This is a genomic window from Psychrobacter sp. ANT_H56B (genome assembly GCF_008369245.1).
GTDB lineage: Bacteria > Pseudomonadota > Gammaproteobacteria > Pseudomonadales > Moraxellaceae > Psychrobacter > Psychrobacter cryohalolentis.
In genome coordinates this window covers 334,179-357,517 of sequence record NZ_VOBF01000003.1, presented here as the reverse complement: position 1 = coordinate 357,517, position 23,339 = coordinate 334,179, and the positions used below count along the sequence as shown (strand labels likewise).

The 23,339-nt window shown below is 43.5% G+C and carries 24 protein-coding genes; 12 read left to right on the top strand and 12 right to left on the bottom strand.

What is annotated here, in order from left to right; all coding sequences use genetic code 11:
- Positions 1–77 precede the first annotated feature (77 nt).
- Positions 78–716: a carbonic anhydrase gene (locus FQ082_RS06345; protein ID WP_149408929.1), complete on the bottom strand. Its 639-nt coding sequence runs from the start codon at positions 714–716 to the stop codon at positions 78–80.
- Positions 717–1,166: 450 nt separating this feature from the next.
- On the opposite strand from FQ082_RS06345, the gene potA reads away from it, so the two are divergent.
- The 4 genes from potA to FQ082_RS06325 all read left to right on the top strand — a co-directional run bounded on the left by potA (position 1,167) and on the right by FQ082_RS06325 (position 5,088).
- A complete protein-coding gene (gene potA, locus FQ082_RS06340; protein ID WP_149492464.1) occupies positions 1,167–2,375 on the top strand; it encodes a spermidine/putrescine ABC transporter ATP-binding protein PotA in 1,209 nt (402 codons plus the stop codon).
- Positions 2,375–3,253: a spermidine/putrescine ABC transporter permease PotB gene (gene potB, locus FQ082_RS06335; protein WP_149492463.1), complete on the top strand. Its 879-nt coding sequence runs from the start codon at positions 2,375–2,377 to the stop codon at positions 3,251–3,253. The genes potA and potB overlap by 1 nt, the downstream gene beginning before the upstream one ends.
- Entirely contained in the window at positions 3,253–4,095 is an 843-nt protein-coding gene (gene potC, locus FQ082_RS06330; RefSeq protein WP_149492462.1) for a spermidine/putrescine ABC transporter permease PotC, read from the top strand. Before potB ends, potC begins: the two co-directional genes overlap by 1 nt.
- Positions 4,096–4,197: 102 nt before the next feature.
- Positions 4,198–5,088 (top strand): LysR family transcriptional regulator, encoded by an 891-nt coding sequence (locus tag FQ082_RS06325; RefSeq protein ID WP_149492461.1) that lies wholly within the window; start codon positions 4,198–4,200, stop codon positions 5,086–5,088.
- Positions 5,089–5,161: 73 nt separating this feature from the next.
- Here the strand turns inward: FQ082_RS06325 and FQ082_RS06320 are convergent, their stop codons facing one another.
- The 4 genes from FQ082_RS06320 to FQ082_RS06305 all read right to left on the bottom strand — a co-directional run bounded on the left by FQ082_RS06320 (position 5,162) and on the right by FQ082_RS06305 (position 7,730).
- Entirely contained in the window at positions 5,162–5,533 is a 372-nt protein-coding gene (locus tag FQ082_RS06320; RefSeq protein ID WP_133103859.1) for a CrcB family protein, read from the bottom strand.
- A gap of 58 nt (positions 5,534–5,591) precedes the next feature.
- Positions 5,592–6,650 (bottom strand): tRNA (adenosine(37)-N6)-threonylcarbamoyltransferase complex transferase subunit TsaD, encoded by a 1,059-nt coding sequence (gene tsaD, locus FQ082_RS06315; RefSeq protein WP_149492460.1) that lies wholly within the window; start codon positions 6,648–6,650, stop codon positions 5,592–5,594.
- A gap of 96 nt (positions 6,651–6,746) precedes the next feature.
- Complete coding sequence (locus tag FQ082_RS06310) at positions 6,747–7,277, bottom strand: c-type cytochrome (RefSeq protein ID WP_149492459.1); 531 nt, start codon at positions 7,275–7,277, stop codon at positions 6,747–6,749.
- A 66-nt stretch (positions 7,278–7,343) separates the two neighbouring features.
- Entirely contained in the window at positions 7,344–7,730 is a 387-nt protein-coding gene (locus FQ082_RS06305; RefSeq protein ID WP_149492458.1) for a hypothetical protein, read from the bottom strand.
- Positions 7,731–8,122: 392 nt separating this feature from the next.
- On the opposite strand from FQ082_RS06305, the gene rpsU reads away from it, so the two are divergent.
- Complete coding sequence (gene rpsU, locus FQ082_RS06300; protein WP_010195908.1) at positions 8,123–8,338, top strand: 30S ribosomal protein S21; 216 nt, start codon at positions 8,123–8,125, stop codon at positions 8,336–8,338.
- A 191-nt stretch (positions 8,339–8,529) separates the two neighbouring features.
- Positions 8,530–8,979, top strand: a complete 450-nt coding sequence (locus FQ082_RS06295) for a GatB/YqeY domain-containing protein (protein ID WP_149492457.1) — start codon at positions 8,530–8,532, stop codon at positions 8,977–8,979.
- Between the two features lie 74 nt (positions 8,980–9,053).
- Here the strand turns inward: FQ082_RS06295 and FQ082_RS06290 are convergent, their stop codons facing one another.
- A complete protein-coding gene (locus tag FQ082_RS06290) occupies positions 9,054–10,739 on the bottom strand; it encodes a M48 family metalloprotease (RefSeq protein ID WP_262498165.1) in 1,686 nt (561 codons plus the stop codon).
- Between the two features lie 385 nt (positions 10,740–11,124).
- Here FQ082_RS06290 and FQ082_RS06285 point away from each other — a divergent pair, with 385 nt between their 5' ends.
- The 4 genes from FQ082_RS06285 (at position 11,125) to thiS (ending at position 13,443) form a co-directional block, all read left to right on the top strand.
- Positions 11,125–11,592, top strand: a complete 468-nt coding sequence (locus tag FQ082_RS06285; RefSeq protein WP_133103863.1) for a sulfurtransferase TusA family protein — start codon at positions 11,125–11,127, stop codon at positions 11,590–11,592.
- A 241-nt stretch (positions 11,593–11,833) separates the two neighbouring features.
- A complete protein-coding gene (gene rpoH / locus FQ082_RS06280) occupies positions 11,834–12,697 on the top strand; it encodes an RNA polymerase sigma factor RpoH (protein WP_011512600.1) in 864 nt (287 codons plus the stop codon).
- Positions 12,698–12,762: 65 nt separating this feature from the next.
- Positions 12,763–13,131 carry a DUF423 domain-containing protein gene (locus FQ082_RS06275; RefSeq protein ID WP_149492454.1) on the top strand — a complete coding sequence of 123 codons (369 nt, stop codon included), beginning with the start codon at positions 12,763–12,765 and terminating at the stop codon, positions 13,129–13,131.
- 111 nt (positions 13,132–13,242) lie between these two features.
- Positions 13,243–13,443 (top strand): sulfur carrier protein ThiS, encoded by a 201-nt coding sequence (gene thiS, locus FQ082_RS06270; RefSeq protein ID WP_011512598.1) that lies wholly within the window; start codon positions 13,243–13,245, stop codon positions 13,441–13,443.
- Between the two features lie 297 nt (positions 13,444–13,740).
- On the opposite strand, the gene hpf is transcribed toward thiS, so the two are convergent.
- Together hpf and rpoN are read right to left on the bottom strand one after the other, a co-directional pair.
- Entirely contained in the window at positions 13,741–14,109 is a 369-nt protein-coding gene (hpf, locus tag FQ082_RS06265; protein WP_149408943.1) for a ribosome hibernation-promoting factor, HPF/YfiA family, read from the bottom strand.
- A gap of 402 nt (positions 14,110–14,511) precedes the next feature.
- Entirely contained in the window at positions 14,512–16,209 is a 1,698-nt protein-coding gene (rpoN, locus tag FQ082_RS06260; RefSeq protein ID WP_149492453.1) for an RNA polymerase factor sigma-54, read from the bottom strand.
- A gap of 331 nt (positions 16,210–16,540) precedes the next feature.
- Here rpoN and FQ082_RS06255 point away from each other — a divergent pair, with 331 nt between their 5' ends.
- On the top strand, positions 16,541–17,437 hold the full coding sequence (locus FQ082_RS06255; protein ID WP_149492452.1) for a carbon-nitrogen hydrolase family protein: 897 nt from the start codon (positions 16,541–16,543) through the stop codon (positions 17,435–17,437).
- Positions 17,438–17,512: 75 nt separating this feature from the next.
- Here the strand turns inward: FQ082_RS06255 and FQ082_RS06250 are convergent, their stop codons facing one another.
- From FQ082_RS06250 to lptM, 4 genes are all read right to left on the bottom strand, one after another.
- On the bottom strand, positions 17,513–18,562 hold the full coding sequence (locus tag FQ082_RS06250) for a tyrosine recombinase XerC (protein ID WP_149492451.1): 1,050 nt from the start codon (positions 18,560–18,562) through the stop codon (positions 17,513–17,515).
- Between the two features lie 57 nt (positions 18,563–18,619).
- On the bottom strand, positions 18,620–19,507 hold the full coding sequence (gene dapF, locus FQ082_RS06245) for a diaminopimelate epimerase (protein WP_149492450.1): 888 nt from the start codon (positions 19,505–19,507) through the stop codon (positions 18,620–18,622).
- A 200-nt stretch (positions 19,508–19,707) separates the two neighbouring features.
- On the bottom strand, positions 19,708–21,039 hold the full coding sequence (gene lysA / locus FQ082_RS06240; RefSeq protein ID WP_149492449.1) for a diaminopimelate decarboxylase: 1,332 nt from the start codon (positions 21,037–21,039) through the stop codon (positions 19,708–19,710).
- Positions 21,040–21,134: 95 nt separating this feature from the next.
- Positions 21,135–21,446 carry an LPS translocon maturation chaperone LptM gene (gene lptM, locus FQ082_RS06235; RefSeq protein ID WP_149492448.1) on the bottom strand — a complete coding sequence of 104 codons (312 nt, stop codon included), beginning with the start codon at positions 21,444–21,446 and terminating at the stop codon, positions 21,135–21,137.
- Between the two features lie 601 nt (positions 21,447–22,047).
- On the opposite strand from lptM, the gene FQ082_RS06230 reads away from it, so the two are divergent.
- Positions 22,048–23,280 carry an acetate/propionate family kinase gene (locus FQ082_RS06230; RefSeq protein ID WP_011512590.1) on the top strand — a complete coding sequence of 411 codons (1,233 nt, stop codon included), beginning with the start codon at positions 22,048–22,050 and terminating at the stop codon, positions 23,278–23,280.
- Positions 23,281–23,339 lie beyond the last annotated feature (59 nt).

Here is a 23,339-nt window from a genome sequence, read left to right as displayed (position 1 = left end):
TATTTTTAATCACTAATAGATTAAATAGTCATACCTATAACACTTAGTCTTTCTAGCACAGCCTTTACAGAACACTATTAAGCATCTAAAAACCGCACTTTACCTGTTTCTAAGTCGTACTCGGCACCAACGATCAATAGCTGACCACTACTGGTTAAATCCTCTAACGCACGCGAGCCATGCTTTAATTGACTGACCGACATACGCACATTTGCACGTATAGAGCGATCAACCAGCTCGTCTGCATCCACATCTTGCCCATTGGCGGTCGCAAGTTCATGCAGATTATAGACACTTGGACGGATACGGTCGACGATAGATTGTAGATTGGGTGAGTAGTTTTGCTCAGGATTGATTAATGTTTCAACACAGGCGGTGACAGCGCCGCAGTGCGAATGTCCAAGCACCACGACCAGTTTAGTATTGAATTTTTCAGCAGCAAATTCGATCGAACCAATTTGTGAAGGAGCTACCACGTTACCTGCAACGCGTATGACAAATAAATCGCCTAAACCTTGATCAAAAACGATCTCAACCGGTACCCGTGCGTCCGAGCAACCCAAAATAATCGCTAAAGGGTCTTGATCTTTGATTAATTCTGGACGCCTTTGCATACAGGGATCGGTATTGGTCAAGCTGTCCACATAGCGTATATTACCTTGCTTAAGCAGCTCCAGTGCTTCCTGACCTGTTTTAGGGCGTGTATTGTTAGGCATAAGGAATCCTTGATAATTTAACGGGTTAACATAGTAAATTGCTCTATAACTATCCTGTCATAGAGTCTAAGTCTTCGATATCGTTTGGCGCTTTAAGCAAACCTCACTTAAGTTCTTACTTTTATAAGTCACTCTATATTTATCATACGCAAACCAATTGTATAGGAATAAATTCAAAAAAATGGTAAAAATTATTTAATTTAAGGGTGGTTACTTAGTCTATTTAACAAAGCGTAGACTCATCTTTAATTGCTATTCCAAGATCACTATAGGGGTCAACCAACCTGTAAAGAACTTGCGCTGACTTATAGTGAAGGTTTGTTATAATAGCCTGCGACCAACCCTCGTTAAACTCATCGCTTTAACATACTAAATCATCATGTCTAACGTATACAGCGCTCAGACTGCCACTGATATTTTAGTATGTATGTCGGAAATCTAGGAATCATTATGACCGAATCACTTTTAACGCCGCCGACTACTCCTGCATCAGCAAACACTGATAAGGTATTGCTACAACTGACCGGTCTAAAGAAAACCTATGATAATACTGAGGTCTTAAAAGACATCAATCTTGATATCCAGCATGGCGAGTTTATTACCTTACTCGGTCCTTCAGGCTGCGGTAAAACTACCTTACTGCGACTGATTGCAGGATTTGAGCAGCCAAGTGCAGGGGCGATTTATTTGGATGGTGTACAGATGGCAGGCTTGCCCGCTGATAAACGTCCGGTCAATACGGTGTTTCAGCAATATGCGCTATTTCCGCATATGACTGTCGCGCAAAATGTGGCGTATGGTCTAAAGCTAAGAAAAATCCCTAAAGATGAGATTCAAACGCGGGTACGTGAGATGCTAACGATGGTGCAGCTAGAACATTTAGCCAATCGTCGCCCGCAGGATTTATCCGGTGGGCAGCAGCAGCGCGTTGCGATTGCACGTGCAGTCATCAATCGTCCCAAATTACTATTGCTCGATGAGCCTTTATCGGCGCTCGATCATAAGCTGCGTCTACAAATGCAGTCTGAGCTTAAACGCCTGCAACGTGAGCTTGGCATTACCTTTGTCTTTGTCACCCATGATCAAGAAGAAGCGCTGTCGATGTCAGACCGCATTGCAGTAATGAAAGACGGCAAGTTTCAGCAAATTGGCACGCCTATTGAGATTTATGAAACCCCTGCCAATTTATTCACTGCTAAGTTTATTGGCGAGACCAATTTATTTAAAGCGGAAGTCAAAGGTGTCTATCCTGAGCAACCCGATCGTGATGGTCGCGTGACTAATGGTCGTATTGAGGTTGAAGTCTGCGAAGCACAAGTTCAAGACGGACCAACGCCTGTGCGTAATCTGCGTCGACCCGATTTTGCCAACGATGTCCAAGTCGGTGATATCGTCAATTTATTGCTACGTCCTGAAGATTTACGGATTTATGATCCGACTGACAACACCCATGGTGGTTTATTAGGGCGCGTCATCGAAAGCAATTATAAAGGCAGTACCTTAGACTCGATTATTGAGCTAACGAACGGTCATATTATTAAAGCCTCGGAATTTTTTGATGAAGATGATCCAAGTTTTGACTATAAGCTTAATGAAGGTGTAAAAGTGTCGTGGGTCGATGGTTGGGAATGGGTATTGCCAGAAGAGGATATCCACTAATGGCACATACTGGCATCAGCAATAAAAGCCCTTTTCGTACCGCAACGCTATGGCTGATTTGGGGCTGGCTTCTTATTTTTGCGCTATTACCCAATATATTGGTGATTGCAGTTAGCTTTTTGACCCGTGATAGCACAGCTTTTATCAGCCTACCTGTCAGCATAGACAGCTACGTGCGCATGATTGACCCGCTTTATTTTGATGTCTTCGTGCACTCATTATGGATGGCAGGCATTACTACGATAATCTGCTTATTACTCGGTTATCCTTTTGCTTGGTTTGTCTCACGCGTGAGCAAACGCTGGCAGCCTTTGTTAATGCTCATGCTGATATTGCCATTTTGGACCAATTCTTTGGTACGAACTTATGCGCTAAAACTATTGTTTGCCAGCAATGGTTTGATTAATAAATCCTTATTAGCCATAGGCGTTATTGATGCGCCCATTGATATCTTATATACCCAAGGCGCTGTGATTGCTGGTTTAACCTATTTATTATTTCCATTTATGGTGCTGCCGCTATATGCCGTCTTTAGCGATTTGCGCAATGATATGCTGCTTGCCTCGCAGGATTTGGGCGCATCAAAACCGCAAACCTTTTGGCATGTGGTACTACCATTAACGACACCTGGTATTATCTCAGGGGTGCTGTTGGTACTATTACCAGCAATGGGTATGTTTTATGTTGCCGATATTTTGGGCGGTTCACGCAATCTACTCGTTGGAAATATTATCAAGAACCAATTTTTAGATGCCCGTGATTGGCCATTTGGCGCGGCCGCCAGTGTGCTATTGACGCTTGCTATGGCGGTATTATTGCTTGCCTATCGCGCTAGTAGTCGCCGTATCGGCAAGACTGACTTTAGCGAGGTGGCTTAATGTCTGGTAATTCATCTAATAACTCGTCAATCAATAGCTCACCTATAAAAACCAAACGCTCTATCAAGCCATCTAGCATCGGCAGTATCGCCGCCAAAGGCTATCTTGGTCTGATTTATACTTTATTATATCTACCCATCATAGTATTGATGGTGATGTCATTTAATAAGTCAAAAATCGGTTATAACTGGGGCGGCTTTAGTTTAAAGTGGTACGAGTCGCTATTTAACAATCAGGCGATGCTTGATGCCTTTTGGCATTCTATTGTGCTGGGCTTGGTTGCCGCCACGGTTTCGACCATTATCGGCACCCTGACCGCACTGGCGCTGCATCGCTATGACTTTCGTGGTAAAGGGCTGCTAAATGGCTTGTTATTTGTGCTGATGATGTCACCTGAGATTGTCCTAGCGATATCGCTATTGGCACTGTTTTTATTAATCGGCCTGCAGCTCGGTTTTGTCTCGCTATTATTGGCTCATATAACTTTTTGCCTGCCTTTTGTGGTCATTACTGTCTTTGCGCGCTTAAGTAGTTTGGATGAACGTTTAATGGAAGCAGCGCGAGATTTGGGTGCTAGCGAATCAATGATGGTGCGTACGGTCTTGATTCCAGTAATTTTCCCGGCGGTGATGGCAGGTTGGCTACTTGCTTTTACCTTATCGCTTGATGATGTGGTGGTATCGACCTTTGTCACCGGCCCTAGCTATGAGATTTTGCCGCTACGTATTTATTCTATGGTACGCGTGGGACTTAAACCCGAGGTCAATGCGATTGGGACGATATTGCTGGTTGCTTCCTTAATTCTGGTTGTGATTTCACAGTTATTGCTACGTCGACGTTAATATTAATATTGCTCTAATCAGTTTCGCTTATCGGTATAACAGGTGTAATGCTCCTATCTGCTATACCTTATTTCTTTTTCACTTTGGTGGTTAGGTTGTTTTATGTTAGAGCTTCGTCATCTTAATACCCTAACTGCGCTGCGAGCACACGGCTCATTGGCCGCTGCTGCCGATGAGCTGCATGTCACCGCCTCTGCCGTCTCGCATCAGTTAAAAGAGCTAGAGAACTATTACGATATTAGTTTGGTCAATCGGCGCACGCGTCCGTTGACCTTTACGCCAGCTGGCAAGACGGTATTGGCACTCGCTGACAGCATTTTACCTCAGGTCACGCGCACCAAAGCCAACTTAAAACGCTTAGCCCATGGTCAAGCAGGCAGATTGCGCTTAGCTTCTGAATGTCATAGCTGTTTTGATTGGCTGATGCCTATTCTCAATCATTATCGCCGTGAGTGGTCAGATGTGGAGCTAGATTTTGCTACTGGTTTTGAGCCCGAGCCGCATCATTTATTGATAGAAGGTGATATTGATTTATTGATTACTACCAGTAATTTACCGATAGAAGGTATCAGCTATCAGCCATTATTTGAGTATGAAAGTCGTTTGGTACTGTCGCCGACTCATGACTTGGCTGAGCAACAATTTATTCATGCCAAAGACTTAGTCGATGAAACCTTGATTGCTTATCCAGTAGAGGCTAAGCGCCTTGATATTATTGCCAATTTTATGACCCCAGCACAGGTCAGCTTTAAAAGTATGCGTACCACCGAGCTAACCGCTATGCTTATTCAGTTGGTTGCTAGTGAACGCGGGGTGGCAGCACTCCCCGACTGGGTGGTCGCTGAATATGAGAGAAAAGGTTGGGTAGTTTCGCGTCCATTAGGTAGCGGCGTCTACTGTCAGCTCTATGCGGCAACGCGCACCTCGAGCCAAGATACTGCTTATATGCAAGGGTTTGCCAGTTTATTAGAAGGTATCGTAAAACCTGTCTAGAAGTAATTATCACTAAAAAAAGAGCCGTATTAAAAAATTAATATGGCTCTTTTTTATTGCTGAATTTTTATTATTATAAAATCAACTTAAAGAAATAAAATCCAAGTGCCGTTGCTAATAACGTCAGCCCCACATGTAGCCCAATTAGCCCTAAGCCCGCAAGCAGTTTGCCATTATGGATAAAGGTAAATACCTCAACGCTAAAGGTACTAAAAGTCGTCAGTCCACCCAAGAAGCCAGTTATCACAAACAGTCTAATATTGGGAGACAAACCGCTGCCCACACGTTCGAACCACACCAAGGCCAGCCCTATCAATAGCCCACCTAAAACATTGGCTCCAAGCGTCCCAAGTGGTATCCAGTGGTGCATCGGGTTAAAACGCGCTAGCCACCCTCGCAGGCAAGCGCCAATGGCAGCACCTAATCCAATCGCAAGCCACTGCATAAGTTATCCTTGAGTGATATAAAGTTTAATAAATTGGATACAAGCGACTTTCTAGCGCTTATACCGCTGGCAACTCGGTCATTGGCCAACGTGGCACGCAGCTGACAGCCAAATCATCTGCTTGACCCGCTTGCAAACGCTCGTAACCCGCATACGCAATCATCGCACCATTATCGGTACATAAAGCAGGAGGTGCATAATGTACGGTGGCATTTATTTTAGCAAGCTCCCGCTCGAGAGTTTCACGCAAATGACTATTGGCACTGACGCCGCCTGCAATAACCAATCGGCTCATATCGACTTGCTTAAGCGCTTTAACACATTTTTTCACCAAGGTATCAACGACGGCATGCTGAAAACTGGCGGCAATATCAGCACGGACTTGCGGGTCGCTATCAGAGCTATTTCCTGAGCCCCCTGAACCATTGGTATCTTTAATCAGATTATGCACTGCCGTTTTCATACCGCTAAAAGAGAAATCCAAACCACGATGTAACATTGGTCTTGGTAAACTATAAGCGTCCGAATTGCCACTTTCCGCTAATTTAGCGATATTAGGACCACCCGGATATGGCAAGCCCAACATCTTCGCCGCTTTGTCAAAACACTCACCTGCCGCATCATCAATGGATTCGCCAAGGATTTCATATTGACCAATACCATGCGCAGCAATGAGTAGCGTATGCCCACCAGAAACCAGTAAGGAGACAAACGGAAACGCTGGTGGATTCGCACCCATCAGCGGTGCTAATAGATGCCCTTCCATATGATGAACACCAATCGCTGGAATATCTAACCCATAAGCCAAGCTACGACCAAACAATGCACCCGTCATCAAGGCGCCGATAAGCCCCGGACCCTTGGTATAAGCGATGGCATCAATCTCATCTTTAGTGATATCACATTGCTCTAGCAATTCATTAAATAAAGGCACTAACTTACGGATATGATCGCGACTAGCAAGCTCAGGCACCACGCCGCCATAAAGGGCATGCAGCTCTATTTGTGAATACAGTACCTGTCCTAGCAGACCTTTATTATCGCTCGTTATCTGTTCGCTATCAAAAATCGCTAGCCCCGTCTCATCGCAAGAGGTCTCTAAACCCAATACTTTCATCTATGTGCCTTTATATTTTGCCTTGTAGCGTGAATAAAAAACCGCCACTGTAAGCTTACAATGGCGGTCAGTTTAGCAAATTTCAATCAATAATATTTAGCTAGCTGCAGCAACCATATAATCAACAGCCGCATGAACTTGTGCCTCACTGACTTCAGCGCTTGCCTGCGCAGGCATTTTGTTAAAGCCCTTGGCAGAGTGCATATGTAGTGTATCGATACCTTTGGCGATTCGTGGTGCCCATGCTTCTTTATTACCGAATAATGGGGCGGCTAATAAACCTTTTTCATGACAGACTTTACATTGTTTTTCATACAATGCAGCACCTGTATCAGCAGCCAACACTTCAGGCTCAGCAGCGGCAGCACTTACTTCGTCCGCTTTTACTTCTTCCGCTTTTACTTCTGACACCTCAACTGTTTCTACCTCAACGACAGGCTCAGCTTCAGCAGGCGCTGCTGGCTCCACAACCACAGCTTCGGTTTCATTAACCACCGCAGGCTCATCAGTGGGAGTGTTATCACCACCGCTACAGGCGCTAAGTGTCAATAACACACTAAGACTTAGACCAGACAGCGCTAACTTAACAACTGATTTTTTCTTTATTACAGCTTGTTTAACAGTCATGGTTGTTTCCTCATCTATAGATGGTTAGTGACACCGCTCATTATTGAATACTGCTTTCAAGCAGGATTAATCGGTTGCAGGTTTAGCTGAATTCGTCGCTGGCACTTCAGTATTATTGGCAGTATCGGCAGTCGCCACAGCGGTATCAGAACTATCGGCGCTTACCGTTGCATCAGCTGCTGTTCCCTCTACTGCGACAGCCCCTTCTTCAGTACTCATCGTCGCATCTGTTGTCGCATCAGCTGCTGGCATTGGCGCTGCTGCTGGGAAATCCATCTTTTCTGCTGCAGGTGCATTCGCGCGAGCAATCTCTGCTGCCTCATCAACACGATCGACGGCTAAAATGTGATCTGACTCTTCACCTTCTTTCTCACTACTACAAGCACTGACACCAAAACCAAGGGCGACGATAAATGCTGTACTTAGCGCCGTATTGAGTACTGATTTTTTCATTCCAACATCCTTAATAAAGTGCACATAAAACGATTGATATTATGCAAATTATCATAGCATAAACTTGGCCCAAACCGTTATAGACAGGAGGGGTTTTATTTATACTGATGCTATTTAGTAAATAACCCGTTTATCCTTCCTAAAGAACGTTTAGCTATAAATGACTTACGACCCTTATTGCCGGCAGCAGTTTGCAACTTAATGATAGTTATAGATTAATAAGTAAAAGCCTTTGACTTTATTGCGATTTTTTATTAAAATAGGCGCCCTTGTGCTATTGCGCAAGATTGTCCTAGTTTGAGCTGATGCCAGTAATCTTGAGATATTACGGCTAAATACTAATACACAGCCAAACTAATGCCCTTATATCTCATCCTAATCGAGGAGTCTTCATGCCTGCAGTTAAGGTTAAAGAAAACGAACCAGTTGATATCGCTATCCGTCGTTTTAAACGTGCTTGTGAAAAAGCTGGCGTATTGTCAGATGTACGTAAGCGTGAATTTTATGAAAAACCAACGCAAGTACGCAAGCGCAAAAAAGCTGCTGCAGTAAAGCGTTATAAAAAGAAATTACAACGCGAAACTATTCGTACCACTCGTATGTACTAATCGATAAGTCGATTAGCTAAGTACCAGCGCTACACTAACGCCACTGTTATCCGATGATATCAGTGGCGTTTTTTATGCTACAATTTTTGTTATTACTATCATTGGTTCTAACACTTTCTATTATAAAGCTTGTTCTGATTAGTAGACTTTTTACACAAACTTTTTACCTATAATCATAAGGAATAACAACAATGAGCCAAATTAAACAGACGCTAACTGACACCATCAAAGTCTCTATGAAAGCACGTGAGATTGAACGGGTCAAAGTACTGCGTAACGTACAAGCAGTTATCAAACAAATTGAGATCGACCGTCAAATAGAGCTTGATGATGCCGAAGTTTTGGAGATATTACAAAAACAGCTCAAACAGCGCCATGAGTCATTGACTATTTTTACCGAAAACGGTCGTGATGACTTGGCAACCAAAGAGCAGTTTGAGATTGATATTATCAATGAATATATGCCAAAACAGATGGATGATGCGGAGATGACTGCCTTGGTAAACGCAGAAATCGCCGAACAAGGCGCAACGTCAATGCGTGATATGGGTAGCGTGATGGGGATATTAAAAACGAAAACCGCGGGTCGTGCTGACCCTGCTTTAATCTCAAAGCTGGTCAAAGACGCGCTACAAGGTTAATCGCTACAGCATATTGATAAAATCAACGCTTTTTCTATATAGTGCTTTATAGCAGTTAGTTATCAAAGAACCGCCTAAGGCTTAAAGTCTTTGGCGGTTTTTACGGCTTTGATTTCGGCATTGATATTGGCAAGTAGTGGACGAGCGCTATTGGCTTGAGCCGTATTTTGCAAATTTTCTGTCAATTTTTTGGCTTGCGTTAAAGAAGTCAGCGCGCGCTCGTAGCTTCCACTCCATAGTTGGTCATGACTGCGGTAGCGTAGTGCATTAATAGTAGCAATACTTTTTAGCGGTGCAGAATTGGTGGTCTTTGCCAATTTTTCATTGGCCAATTGCAAACTTTGCCACGCATAGCGATCACTTGGTTGCTGCTCGGTTAACGGCTTGAGTAAGGCTTGGGCTTTGGTTGGCTGATTACTATTGGTCAAGGCTTCTGCCAGATAAAGTCGTAAGTCACGGCGCTCAGGATAGAGCCGCTGCTGACTCTCTAGAATTTCAGCAGCTTGTTGCCATTTATTTTGTTCAGTCAAAATCTGGCTTTGGGTAATGGACAATAATGGCTCGAGTACTTGGCGCTTTGCTATCGGCAATGCCGACAGCTCGGCAAATAAATCATTTGCCTCTTTAAAGCGCTGCTGCTCGCCATACCAATGCATTAGTGCAAGCTTTGCCCCGATGCTGTTCTTTGCCGCAGTCGTTAATGCAGTCTCTGAAGCATGCTTTCCGGTACTTTGTACCCGCCAATAAAGTAAATCAAACAAAGCTTGATGGCGCTGCTGTTGATTTAACGGCAGCGTATTATAACGCTGCGCGCGGCTTTGAGATTCACTCAAGCGCTCATTACTCAGTGGATGAGAGCGGATAAAGCTTGGCAAAAACTGATTGGCGGTTTGATTCATCTGGCTTTTTTGATTCATGGTCGCAAAGAAGCGCGGCATCGCCCGTGGGTCATAGCCAGCTTGGTTCATGATTTGCATACCGACCCGATCAGCATCACGTTCATTATTACGACTAAACGCCATACTACTATTCATCGTGGCGGTTTGGCTACCCATCATCACTGCAGCTGCCGCATCACCATCGACGGTCGATGCAGCAATCGCGGCGAGCATGCCACCTATTTGCATCAGCAAGGCTTTTTTACGCTCATCAGCGCCGCTTTCATAATGACGCTGACTGATGTGCGCAACCTCATGAGCTACAACGCTTGCCAGCTCATCCATGCTGTTTGCGGCCAATATAGTGCCAGTATTAAGACCAATTACGCCGCCTGGAGCCGCAAATGCATTAATACTTGGGTTATCGATAATGACCAAACCAAGCGGTGCTTGCTGGCGTGCTTGGGCATTGAGCCGCCATGTTAGTTCTTTGACCGTTTCTTGAATCCAAGGGTCATGCTCCATCTTTACATGACCATTGATGTTTCTTAATGACCATTCACCAAGCAATTTATTTTGATATTGCTCATCAAAGTTCAGCCCTTGCCCGCGTAAACTGGGCAAACTTAGCTCTTCTGTGTTAGTGGTTTGCCATGAATCATAGCTCAATGGCACCGTTTGGCTTTTGCTATAGGCGGCGCTTGTACAGGCCAATAGTATCGTTGACAGTGCTAATTTTAGTGCAAGCATTGGCGACAGATGATGGTTTACCTGCTTAGAGAATAACCCTGTCTGTATGCTTGCATAGTGAGTGATAGCACGTTTATTCCGTGCATTTATTAGCGGCTTATCAAGCATTGATTGTCTTTTAGAATAATCCAAGTGCGTACCCTATATGCATAATCATAACGTGCTTTGACTATACGAGCTTGTCTATTGAAGGTCAATTGCCGTCTGCCTATCGCTACTAATAACTCCGCAGAGCGTCACTATTGCGCAACATGGTTATGTGAACCTATTAGATAAGTCTAATATAAAAATATGAAGATCAATACTACTCAGTTGTTCTGATTGATCAAACGCGATGATGACTATATTCAACTGCAATTGAATACAGGCAATTTGCTATAATGGTTGCTTATAAAACCGTCGGCGTCACAGCACAATCGCCATGTTGTATTAAGATAGTATTATCCATAAATATTGTAATGCTAAGCATTAGACTGAAACACAAGGTTTAATATTAGCCATGTTAAAGGTTTATTTTATGTCTGCTGATAGTCCATCCATCATGGTACGAGCCTCTTATCCAATATGTTTGGGAGAGACTGTGTCTAAGAGCGAGCAGCAATCAATCAGGCAGCTCCTAGACTTATTACCAACAGATGACATCAACTTAAATGATAAAACAGATTTGAGTAAACCAGTACTTGTTATCAAAGATATGGTCGATGGTCGCGGACTTGCCTGCCCGATGCCACTGTTAAAAACTAAGGTCGCATTACGCAGTGTCGTCTCTGGGGAGTCATTGTACGTTGTGGCAACTGACCCAAATTCTCAAGCTGACATTATGGCTTTTTGTCAGCAAAGCTTACAAACAAAAGCCACGAACCCGCTATTGCTTAGTATTAATCAAGCCACCGTATCAGACAGTGAAGAGTTGAGCGCCAGCCAATCTAAATATTCTGTTGATACAATATATCACTTTATCATTACCAAAACTGATAGCAACTAAGCGTCGCTATCCTTTACAATTACAACTATAAAGATTTTTATCTGACTGTTTGCTTATCTATTTAACCAAGGTCAAGAATATGGCTAATACCACTACTAACGCTGCAAATAACCGTCAAAAAGACAGCGCTGTTCCTGAAATAAACGAAGCGCGCGATGCAGCACTGAAAGCGGCAGCTGAGCGTCCGCCTTATGATGCCAGCGCGCTTGGCGATACCAGTACCCGTGATTTGGTACCTGCCATGCCGACGCATTTGTCCGCACCTGGGGTAAATTTGGGTGCTTATATTAATACCGTGCACCAAATCCCTATCTTGACTCCGACGCAAGAGCAAGAGCTTGCCCATCGCTATTATGATGAAGGCGATGTGGAAGCGGCGCGTTTACTGGTCATGTCGCATTTGCGTTTTGTCATTCATATTGCCCGCAGCTATTCAGGCTATGGGTTACCGCAAGCAGATTTGATCCAAGAAGGTAATTTGGGACTTATGAAGGCGGTAAAACGTTTTGATCCTAACAAAGGCGTACGTCTAGTATCATTTGCAGTGCATTGGATTAAAGCAGAGATTCATGAATTTGTCATCCGTAACTGGCGTATTGTAAAAGTTGCTACAACCAAGGCGCATCGTAAACTGTTCTTTAACTTACGCAGTTTAAAAAAGACCAACAATCAGTTGACCCTTGAAGAAGCCGATGCGATTGCCAATGACTTAAACGTTACTCGTAAGCAAGTGCTTGAGATGGAGTCGCGCCTGACCTCTTATGATGCGTCATTTGAGGCGCAATCAAGTGACGATGACGATGGACGTTATGCACCGCAGTTATTTTTGGAAGATGGCATTGACCCTGCCGAAATCGTCGAAGAATCTGACTGGGAAGAAAATAATTCATCAGCTCTGATTGCTGCAATGGAAACCTTGGATGATCGCTCGCGTGATATTGTCGAGCAGCGCTGGTTATCTGAGCAAAAATCAACCTTGCATGAGTTGGCAGCGGTCTACTCTATCTCTGCTGAGCGCGTACGCCAAATTGAGAAAAATGCCATGGATAAAATCCGTGAAGCGATGACCATCGACAGTGTGATTTTACCTGATGATATTCAATAAGTTGCCTATAGATAAGACCACTATCTTTGCCTAGTAAGCATTTATTCAACAATACGAGTACAACCATGTTCAATTGGATAAGTATCGCGGCGATCAATATGGCCATCGCCGTTGCTTTAGGCGCGTTTGGCGCGCATGGTCTCAAAGCTATGGTCAGCACTCAACAGCTAGAATGGTGGCAGACGGCAACCCTATATTGGTTCGTCCATTCACTTGGATTATTACTTGTTGGTATCCTTATTCGCTTAAACTATGCAACCCAAACCGTCGCATGGTTATTACAAATTGGTGTCATTATTTTTGCGGGTAGTTTATACGCCATGACACTTGGTGCGCCACGTTGGTTCGGTGCCATTACGCCTATTGGCGGTGTGCTGATGATTGCAGGTTGGTTATGGCTTGCGCTATCTTCAGCACGCTTAACAAATAGCTGATTGATTGATTTTAGTAAGAAATAATCTTATTTTATTCAGCTACGTTAGTGTTGGTAGTAGTGAAAATAGTAAGGCTAAATAGGAATTTTGGATTATTAGGGAGTACGATTTATGAGCAATATTAGTGTCAATGGTAAGAAGTTACAGACGACTCATCAAACGGTACAATTGGTTGTCAATGAGCTTGGGCTTAGTAACGGTCGTTATGCGGTAGAAGTCGATGGTGAACTGATTCCTAAAAGTGAGCTTGATAAGCTACATATTGTTGAAGGCATGACTATTGAAGTAGTACAGGCTGTAGGCGGTGGCTAAGGTTTTTAACCATTGAAAAAGATAGTCGTTTTTGATACATAGAATTTTAGAAAATCACAGTGTAAAACCTAACGTTTACAACCCTTTCCTTTTAAAATTTATTATAAAAAAGACCTCAACGGTTATTCGTTTGAGGTCTTTTTTTACTTAGCGTCTTAGGCTTGCTGAATTGCTCATTTTTGAGCATGTCACGTATTCAAATTACTCAGGAATACTGGTCAATTTAATAATATTGCTATTTGTGCATTTATTTATTGGCTAATAATTATTAAAATTTTATGACACAGCAAGCTATCACTAAACTGCAGGCTCAGCTTCAGCCGTCATCAAATCTTCATAGCGAGCATCACGCCCTGCACCCTGTGTTTTTTTACTCTCCATTTTTGTTTTATACTTGCGTACTTGTCTATCAAGTTTGTCTGCCATCTCATTTATGGCTTTATACATATCATCATCAAGAGCTTGGACAAACATCTCTTTACCCGAGACTCGCATGATAGCTTCAGCCTTATGGCTCTTTTTAGCACCGCTGTTATCTAGCGATAGAATCACTTGAATACTTTGAATCTGATCAAAGTGACGCTCGACTTTTTCAAGTTTTTCGCGAACTGCGGTGTCCATGGCATCGGTAATACTGATATGGTGACCACTGATAGAAACATTCATATTATTGTCCTCTTATTAGTACTTACAATCAACAGATGAGGTCGCATCGCTGCTCTTATCATCCTGCCTTACCACAAAATAACCTTGTATCTTTATCCTCAACGCCTTTAATAGCAGTGCTTTTAATAAAATATCGACGTATCCTTTTATCGTCTTTTTTATCTCATCCCTAATGACTGACTACATAAATTTGCTAAATCGACACTTTGATTTTGTTGTTGGTATGGCTCTAATTTGTCATGAAAACCTGCTAGTAGCAAGGCTTTATATTGTAAGTAAATGTAATAAAATCGGTTGTTTCTTTAATGTTTCTATATAATCAAAAAATTTTATTTTTTATATTATCTACAAAATATTTTGATTGTTGATCGACTCTTTAGATAACTTATTGAATTCAGACCATTAATATTTTTGTTTGCGCTGTGTAGATGAGCCAATATTCATTGCTTCACGATATTTGGCGACTGTTCTTCTGGCAATATCGATACCTTCTGCTAACAAATAATCTTTTATTTTACTGTCAGACAATGGCTTTTTGGGCTCTTCATCAGCGATAAGCTGCTTAATCATCGCGCTGATAGCAGTTGATGAGATATCACCATCGCTGCTGCTAACATGTGATGAAAAGAAATGCTTGAGCGAAAACAGTCCTTGCGGTGTCAAAATGGTCTTGCTAGTGGTCAGGCGCGAGACCGTTGATTCATGTAAATCGACTTCGTCTGCAATCACCTTTAAAATAAGCGGTTGCATAGCAGTGGCGCCATACTGCAAAAAAGATTGCTGGTAGCGCACGATGCTAGTGGCTACCTTTAAAAGGTTCTGATTACGCTCTTCGATACTGCGAATAAACAAGCGCGCATCGATGAGATTTTCACGCAGATATTGATTATCAGGGCTATTATCGCCGCGCTTAACAAGGTTGGCATATTCTTGGTTGACTCGTAGTTTTGGCAAGGTTTCAGGGTTTAGACGTACCTGCCAGCCATCTTCTTGAGTAGATATGGTGGTGTTTTGATGAGCATCATGGCGACGGATAGGCGTCACCAATACATCAGGGATATCATAGCTGTCGGGCGACTGAGTATAATCCGGTTGGCGGCTTTGAAATAGCAATCCTGGTGAAGGATTTAAAGTACGCAACAGCGTAAGCGCAGGGGTAATCTCATGAGCCGCAAGTCTTGTACGCTCAGTTAAAGCTTTAATATTATTACTGACCAGATGCTCACTGGCAGATAAGAGCGCTTGGGCTTGTTTTAGATAAGGCGTATCAGTGTCGAGCTTAGATAGCTGAATCGCTAAGCATTCACTTAGATTTCGTGCGCCGACCCCCAGTGGATCACAGGATTGAATCATGCGCAGTACTGCCATTACTTCATCCTGCTCAACGCGCTCATCCCACTGATAAAAGCTCGCAATGGTATCAAAGCTCTGTAGCAACTCCTCGATATCGAGCCTTACAAAACCCATGTCGTCCATAGAATCCATCAAATACTCAGCGATAAGAGTATCTGTCTCTGAGAGACGTTTAAAATTCAGCTGCCAACGCACATGGTCTTGAATCGTCGCATTGGTACTGCCCTCATAGCGATCAAAGTCCTCAGAATCTGGACGCGCTGATATGCCGCCTGAACCAGTACTGGCGGTGCTAAAACCGTCATAATTTGCATTAGGGCTATCATAGTTTGAGCCTTCAAAGTCTTCAAGCGTATAACTGTCGATGGCATCCGTATCAAAACCGTCTTGCTGCAATTTATCTAGACTATCATTACTAAAGCTATCGCTAGTACTGTCATCATAGTCAAATCCATCTTCATTATTTGATGAAGGAGATATAGAAAACGTATCAGAAGCAGTACTCTGATTCCAACTGTCTAACGTTAGTGGCTCGCCAAACTCATCTAATGCGTCTTTATCCATACTTTCGTACTCATCTTCATCGTTTTCGATGCGTTCTAGTAATGGATTACTGTCCAGCTTCGCTTGAACCTCTTGCGCCAGCTCAAGACTAGAGAGCTGCAGCAATTTAATAGCTTGCTGCATTTGCGGGGTCAGTTTTTGTGAGGTGCTTAGCGTGGTCGCCAATCCGAACGACATACTCATGGGCAGTTTATTACACTCCAGTCTTGGTAATATTGTCTTTGTAATGCTGATTAGTGAGCGGTTTACCCTTAACAGGACATGACGATAGCATTTTTTGCGACAATTTTGCTATGATAATTTATGCCCTTACCAGATAAGTGAATGACAAACCTCTGTCCGTAGCTTTCTGGTAGCTTCTAAAGAATACTTTAATAAAAATTTATACCTGTGCATAGTTGCATAGTTGCATAGAATGATTTGCGGAGTAAGGTTCAAATAAACCATTAATAATGACAAACCTGAAAACGTTTTATAAGAGATATATAATATTAACAATATTGAGAAGCCTGCTATGAATGAACATATAAATAACATACAGCTGACCGTTGCTGCCATCCAAATGAATAGTCAGCAAAGCATTGAAGACAATCTGTCAGATATAAAATCCGCTATTATGGATGCTCGTGCACAAGGCGCGCAGCTTGTCGTACTACCAGAAAACTGCTGTAGCATGGGTAGACAGTTTGCGACAGCAGAGCGCTTTGATGCGCTGTCAGCGACGATAGCAGAGTATGCACGTACATATGGTATATATGTGCTAGCGGGCTCTCTGCCCTGCCCGTATCGCCCTGACGGTATGATTGTGCCTGATGGTAGATTACGCCAAGTAAGCCTATTGTTTGCGCCGGATGGTACACAAGTGGCGCGCTATGACAAGATTCACTTATTCACTGCGACCGTCGCCGATAAGCAAGGCAGTTATAACGAAGCGGCGACGTTTGAGCCAGGTACGCAGACGGTCGTGGCAGCGCTTGAAGTAAATGATGATGTTTATCAGCTCGGTATGATGGTTTGCTTTGATCTACGCTTTCCTGCATTGGCGCAGCGTCTGCGGCAAGCAGGCGCAGAACTATTAAGTGCGCCATCTGCTTTTACGTATCTAACAGGACAAGCCCATTGGTCGCTCTTACTGCAAGCGCGAGCTTTAGACAGTCAATGTATGGTCATTGGAGCAGCACAAGGCGGTGAGCATGCGTATAAAGAAGGTCATACACGTCAGACGTGGGGACATACGACGATTAGCGCTTATGATGGAACTGTAATGAGCAGCTATAATGATAGCGAATTGAACCCATCTTTGAATAAAGACCATAAAAATTATGCTTTGGTCTTAGCGACGTTAGATAGACAAGCGCAAAATCAGGGACGACAAAAGATGCCTATCTTTGATTGTCATCGTTTGGCATAAAATAATTTTTATAAAAGCGTCTTGATAAAAGGTTTTTTTAATCAAAACAATTTGTGATGAAAGACACTTTTAGAATTAAAGGGTTGAATCGCTGTCTTTAGATGCGTGAGTAGCTCGGGGATGGGCGCGGTCATAGACTTGGGTCAATTTAGCAAAATCGACATGGGTATAAATTTGCGTGGTACTGATATCGCTATGCCCAAGCATCTCTTGGACAGCGCGCAAGTCGCCACTTCCTGACAACATATGTGATGCAAAGCAATGGCGCAATAGATGCGGATACATGTTTTGAGCAATACCAGCACGAGTAGCAGCAACTTTGAGACGCTGCTGCACAGCCCGTGTTGATAAACGCGTACCCAGTTTTTCACTAATAAATAATGCACTGTCCATCTGCTCTACCCACAGATTACGGTGCGGTAAATAACGACGAATGGCGTCAGCCGCTTTTATTCCTAAAGGTACTAGGCGTGTCTTATTACCTTTGCCGGTCACGCGTACCCGCAAATCAGCCAGGTCTACATCTGCTATATCTAGCGCGACTAGCTCACCGACACGTAGACCACTGCTATAAAGCAATTCAAACATCGCCTTATCACGTAGCCACAAGCGTGCTTGTTCAGGTGTATCAGGGATTTCTTGGTCGAGCAATTGCGTCAATAAATCCACATCAGCGATAGAGGGTAATGGTCTAGGGCTGCGCTTGAGCTGATACCCTGTGGTTGGATTGATACGTGCCAAATCCTCTTCTATCAGCCAGCCATAAAAATGACGAATAGCTGATAACTCTTGCTGAACGCTGGCAAGGGCTAGCTTGTCTTCATCAAGGCGTTGGCTGATATGCTGGGCTAATTGGCGCTTATCACAACGTGTCCATGTCAGGCGTTTACCTCGCAGGAATAACGCCAACTGGTTTAAGCCAGCAAAATAAGCCATCAATGTATGCGGCGAGTGATTACGCACAGATAAGACATTTAGCCAACGATGCACAGGGGCTAATAATTCACTTAACGCGGCATCCGCTTCTATGGTAATTGCCAATTCTGCTGATAGCCATGACGGTGAAACGGATTGTTTATCAGATCGTGCGTCTGTCATTTGAGATTTTTTATAAGACATCACCATATTGAAAACAACCTCATTACTTATCCAGTAAAAACACCTGTTATTTATATTTTACTATTAACTTTCTGAATTGGGCTTGATACCGGCTTGTGCCATCAAGCCATCTGGACTAAAGACACCTTCATACACAAATGCGGTTGGTCCGGTCATCATGACCGAATAGCCCGGCTGCCATTTAATTACCATGCTGCCGCCATAGAGCTGAGCACGCACATCTTCGCCTTCGTCAAGCCAGCCTTCGCGTATACCGATGGCAACGGCTGCACAAGCGCCCGTACCACAGGCTTGCGTCTCACCGACACCGCGCTCATACACTCGCAGACGAATATGACGCTGATTCATTATTTGCATAAAACCGACATTGACACGTTCTGGAAACGCTGGATGCGATTCGATGGCTTTACCCAAGGTTTCAACGTCAGCATCAAGCACATCGTCAACTTTTATCACCGCATGCGGATTGCCCATATTGGCAACATAAAGCTGCACCGGCGTACCATTCACGTCCAGATGATAAGCATTTTGGATTTTGGTGATGGCTCTTGGAGTAAATGGAATCTCACTTGGCTCAAACTTGGGCTTGCCCATATCAACCTCTACCCAGCCATAACGATCGGTCGTCAGCGAAATAATGCCGCTTGCCGTCTCAACACGGAGACGCTGTTTAAAGGATAACTTGCGCGCTTGCACAAAACGGGCAAAACAGCGGGCGCCATTACCGCATTGCTCAACCTCTGACCCATCAGTATTAAAAATACGGTAACTAAAATCGACGTCGGGGCGCATTGGCGGCTCAACGACGAGCAACTGATCAAAACCAATACCTAAATGACGATCACCCAGTAACTGCACCAAATCCTTGGTCAAGTCCAAACGCTGAGTCACCAAATCGATGACCATAAAGTCATTGCCCAACCCATGCATCTTAGTAAATTCTATTAGCATATCCCTGATATCCTATCCTATTTTTATGTATGTCTTATATTAGCACGCTGTCAGTTACAATCATAACTATCACCGTTATCAAATGCCAAGTTATATTCCACACTTATTATTCAGGTGTTCGATCAAAATTTGCCATAAAAAAACCCACTATCATCATGATAATGGGTTAGATTTTTGAGATACTTTATGCTGCTTAGCAATTAACCTTGCCACAATACTTCGTCTGCATATAGCGCTTCAACGGTTTCGCGTTTGCGAATCAGCTGGTGGCGATCATCAGCTACCATGACTTCACTGGCTCGCGGGCGTGAATTATAGTTGCTACTCATAGTAAAGCCATAAGCACCAGCACCCGTGATTGCGAGAATATCGCCTGTCGAAAGCGACAACAAACGATCTTTTGCTAAGAAATCACCCGTTTCACAGATAGCACCAACGATATCCCACGGCTGTGTACCTTCCGTGTCAATACCATTATTAGGCAAGACACTGGGAATTACTGCCATTTCAGCTTGATATAAAGCAGGACGAATCAAATCGTTCATCGCCGCATCGACAATGGCAAAGTTCTTATGCTCGGTCGGTTTTAGTACGTCAACTTGCGTCAATAAAATACCTGCATTTGCCACGATACTACGACCCGGCTCAAAGAATACCGTCAAGCCAAGCTCACTAAGTTTTGCTAATAAAGCATTGGCAAATTCATCAATAGACACTGGTGTCTCATCAATATAACGCACACCCAGACCACCACCCAAATCGATATGACGCAGCTCAATACCTGCTTTACGTAAGCTATGCACCAGCTCAATCACTTTGTCCAATGCCGCAACGAATGGCTCAACTTCAGTCAACTGCGAGCCGATATGACAGTCAATACCAACGATATCGATATGAGACAATTTGGCGGCTTGTTGATAAACGACCAGCGCATCCTCGTGAGCAATACCGAATTTATTGTCTTTGAGACCTGTTGAAATATACGGATGGGTTTTGGCATCTACATCAGGATTGACACGTAGTGATATCGGCGCTGATTTATCAAGCTGCGCGGCAACTTCATTAATTAGAGTCAGCTCGCTAATCGACTCAACATTAAAGCAACCAATACCTTGGTTAAGCGCATATTCAATATCGCTATAGGTTTTGCCGACGCCTGAGAATACCACACGTGCAGCTTCGCCCCCTGCCGCCAATACCCGCATCAGCTCGCCACGTGAAACGATATCAAACCCTGCGCCTGCTTGCGCCAATACGCCAAGTACCGCAAGGTTTGAGTTTGCTTTTACCGCATAGCAAATCTGGTGAGTTAAGCTGGCAAAGCTATCGGTATAAGCTTGATAGACATCCAAAATGGCTTGCTTTGAGTACACATAACAAGGCGTACCATAGTGTTTAACCACTTCGGTAATGCTGACTTGCTCCATATGCAGCGTATTATTTTGATAATGTAGTTCAGGCAAATGGGCGGTTAAGGCTTCAGGATTGATGTACAGGCCTTGCTCAGTTTGGGTCGTGACTGACTGACTCATATAAATATCTCTAATATAATCAAGGTAACAATAAAGTATTGGGCTTGCTCAAAAATCGTTTGAACATTTACATTTTAATAATTCATGATTACTTATTAGTAATCGTTAGGATCGTTACTCGGTTCAGGCAGCTGAAAATTCTCTGTATTTTGTTGGTCGCTGTCAATCTTAGCAAAGGCGGTATCTTGTGGATTACTGCCACTATCTAATATTGCCGTGCTATCTCGCACTGCTTTACTACCAGCGTCTACAAGGTATAAATCGCCTTTTTGTCCGCAGCCAACCAACAATGCCGCTGAAGCTATCGTGATCGACGTACCAAGCATGATGTTATACGTACTATGGCGAATAGCGCTGCCCACTGTCTGAGAGTGCTTGGGTTTTGAGGTATATCGTGTTGTAAACATAGGATAGATAACCTGTAATCTTGCAACGGTGTACGCGATAAAAATCACTATCAGCGAAAAAAACCAAGGCTGCAATAAGGAAAATAGGAAGATTTTTTAATCATAGCATTATTCTATAAAGCTGTGCGCCTATAGAATATGTTTGCGTAGTAAATTTGCTGAAATATAGTGATAGTGAATCCAATATAAATATAAAACAATGTTATTGATCTAAAGCTAGACAAACTTACTTACAATTTTTATAAAGGTAAATTTTTACTTATTTTATCTAATAAGCCCTCACTGCCTTCGGTGCACACCTGTAACCATCAATCAAGGACTGGCTGATCAAAGCCTTAGAGTTATCGTGGTGTCACTGCCAAAATATGATACATTATAGTCAACCCTTGTAGCTATAAGGCAACGCTAGCAGGCGTTTGCTTTACATTGAACCTCTGTTAGACATAGTGATGGCTCAAGTATAACGAAGATCAGCGCGATGATGGTTTATGTTTCCAAACCGTGCAACCTATACCAGCACCAATATCGCTGGTTTTCGTTTATTCAACAGGTGATCGTCAAGATGCGGCACCTTTTATAAAAGACAATCTAAGGATAGAGTATGAGCGCTGGCGTAAGCACCACTTTTGATGACAAACATTCTGAAGCATCGACCCTGACCAATCCTACTTTAGTATTGAACTGCGGCTCCTCTTCAATCAAATACGCCTTAATTAGTGAGGATGAAGGTACTCGTATCACAGGTCTTGCCGAAAACTTAGGTCTCGATACTGCCCGTATTAAACACACCACATTAAATGGTGAAAAGTTAGAAATTGCAATCGCTGGTGGTCGTCATGAACTTGCCTTACAGAAAATCCTTGAGCTACTTGAGCAGTATCACTTTATTGCTGTTGGGCATCGAGTGGTACATGGCGGTCGTGAGTACTCAGAAGCGGTGCGTGTCGATGCGCATGTGTTAGCAGAAGTCAAACGTCTAAAAGTCCTCGCCCCATTACACAATCCGGCAAACGCACTAGGTATCGAAGCTGTACAAGCAATCTATCCTGATATTCCGCAAGTGGTGGTATTTGATACTGCCTTCCACCAGACCATGCCACCCGTTGCTTTCCGCTATCCGCTACCAAAGGCACTCTATTCAGAACACAAAATTCGTCGTTATGGCTTCCATGGTACCTCGCATGCTTATGTATCAGAACGCGCCAGCCACATTACCAGCGCAACAGGACCACATGGTTGGTTAACTGCGCATTTGGGCAACGGCTGTTCAGCAACTGCTGTCTACGACGGCAAAAGCCTTGATACCAGTATGGGTCTGACCCCGCTTGAAGGTCTTATGATGGGTACGCGTAGTGGTGATGTTGACCCAAGCTTACATATTCATCTCAAGCGCCAACTTGGTATGAGCTTAGAAGAAATCGATAAAATGCTCAATAGCGAAAGTGGTTTACTTGGTATTTCAGGCTTATCGAATGACTTGCGTACTATTGAGCAAGCGGCTAATGAAGGTCATGAAGACGCGAAGCTGGCTATCGAGATGTTCTGCTATCGTGTTGGTAAATACCTTGCCAGCTTAAGCTGCGCGCTCCCTGACTTTACTGGTATTGTCTTTACTGGTGGTATCGGCGAAAACTCTGTGACCACGCGGACGCGTATTTTAGAAGTCATGCGTCATTTTGGCATCAAAGTAGATGCTGATAAGAACGCTGGCTTGGTCGGTGGCAATGAAGGCAGTTTCCATGCTGACGATAGCAGTATTGAGCTGTGGGTTGTCCCAACTGATGAAGAATGCCGTATCGCTCAAGAAACTCGTGCAGCCTTAGGTCTAAAATAAAACTAGGTCTACGATAAGACTCATATGCCTGCGATAAGAATCACAAGTTGATTCTTATA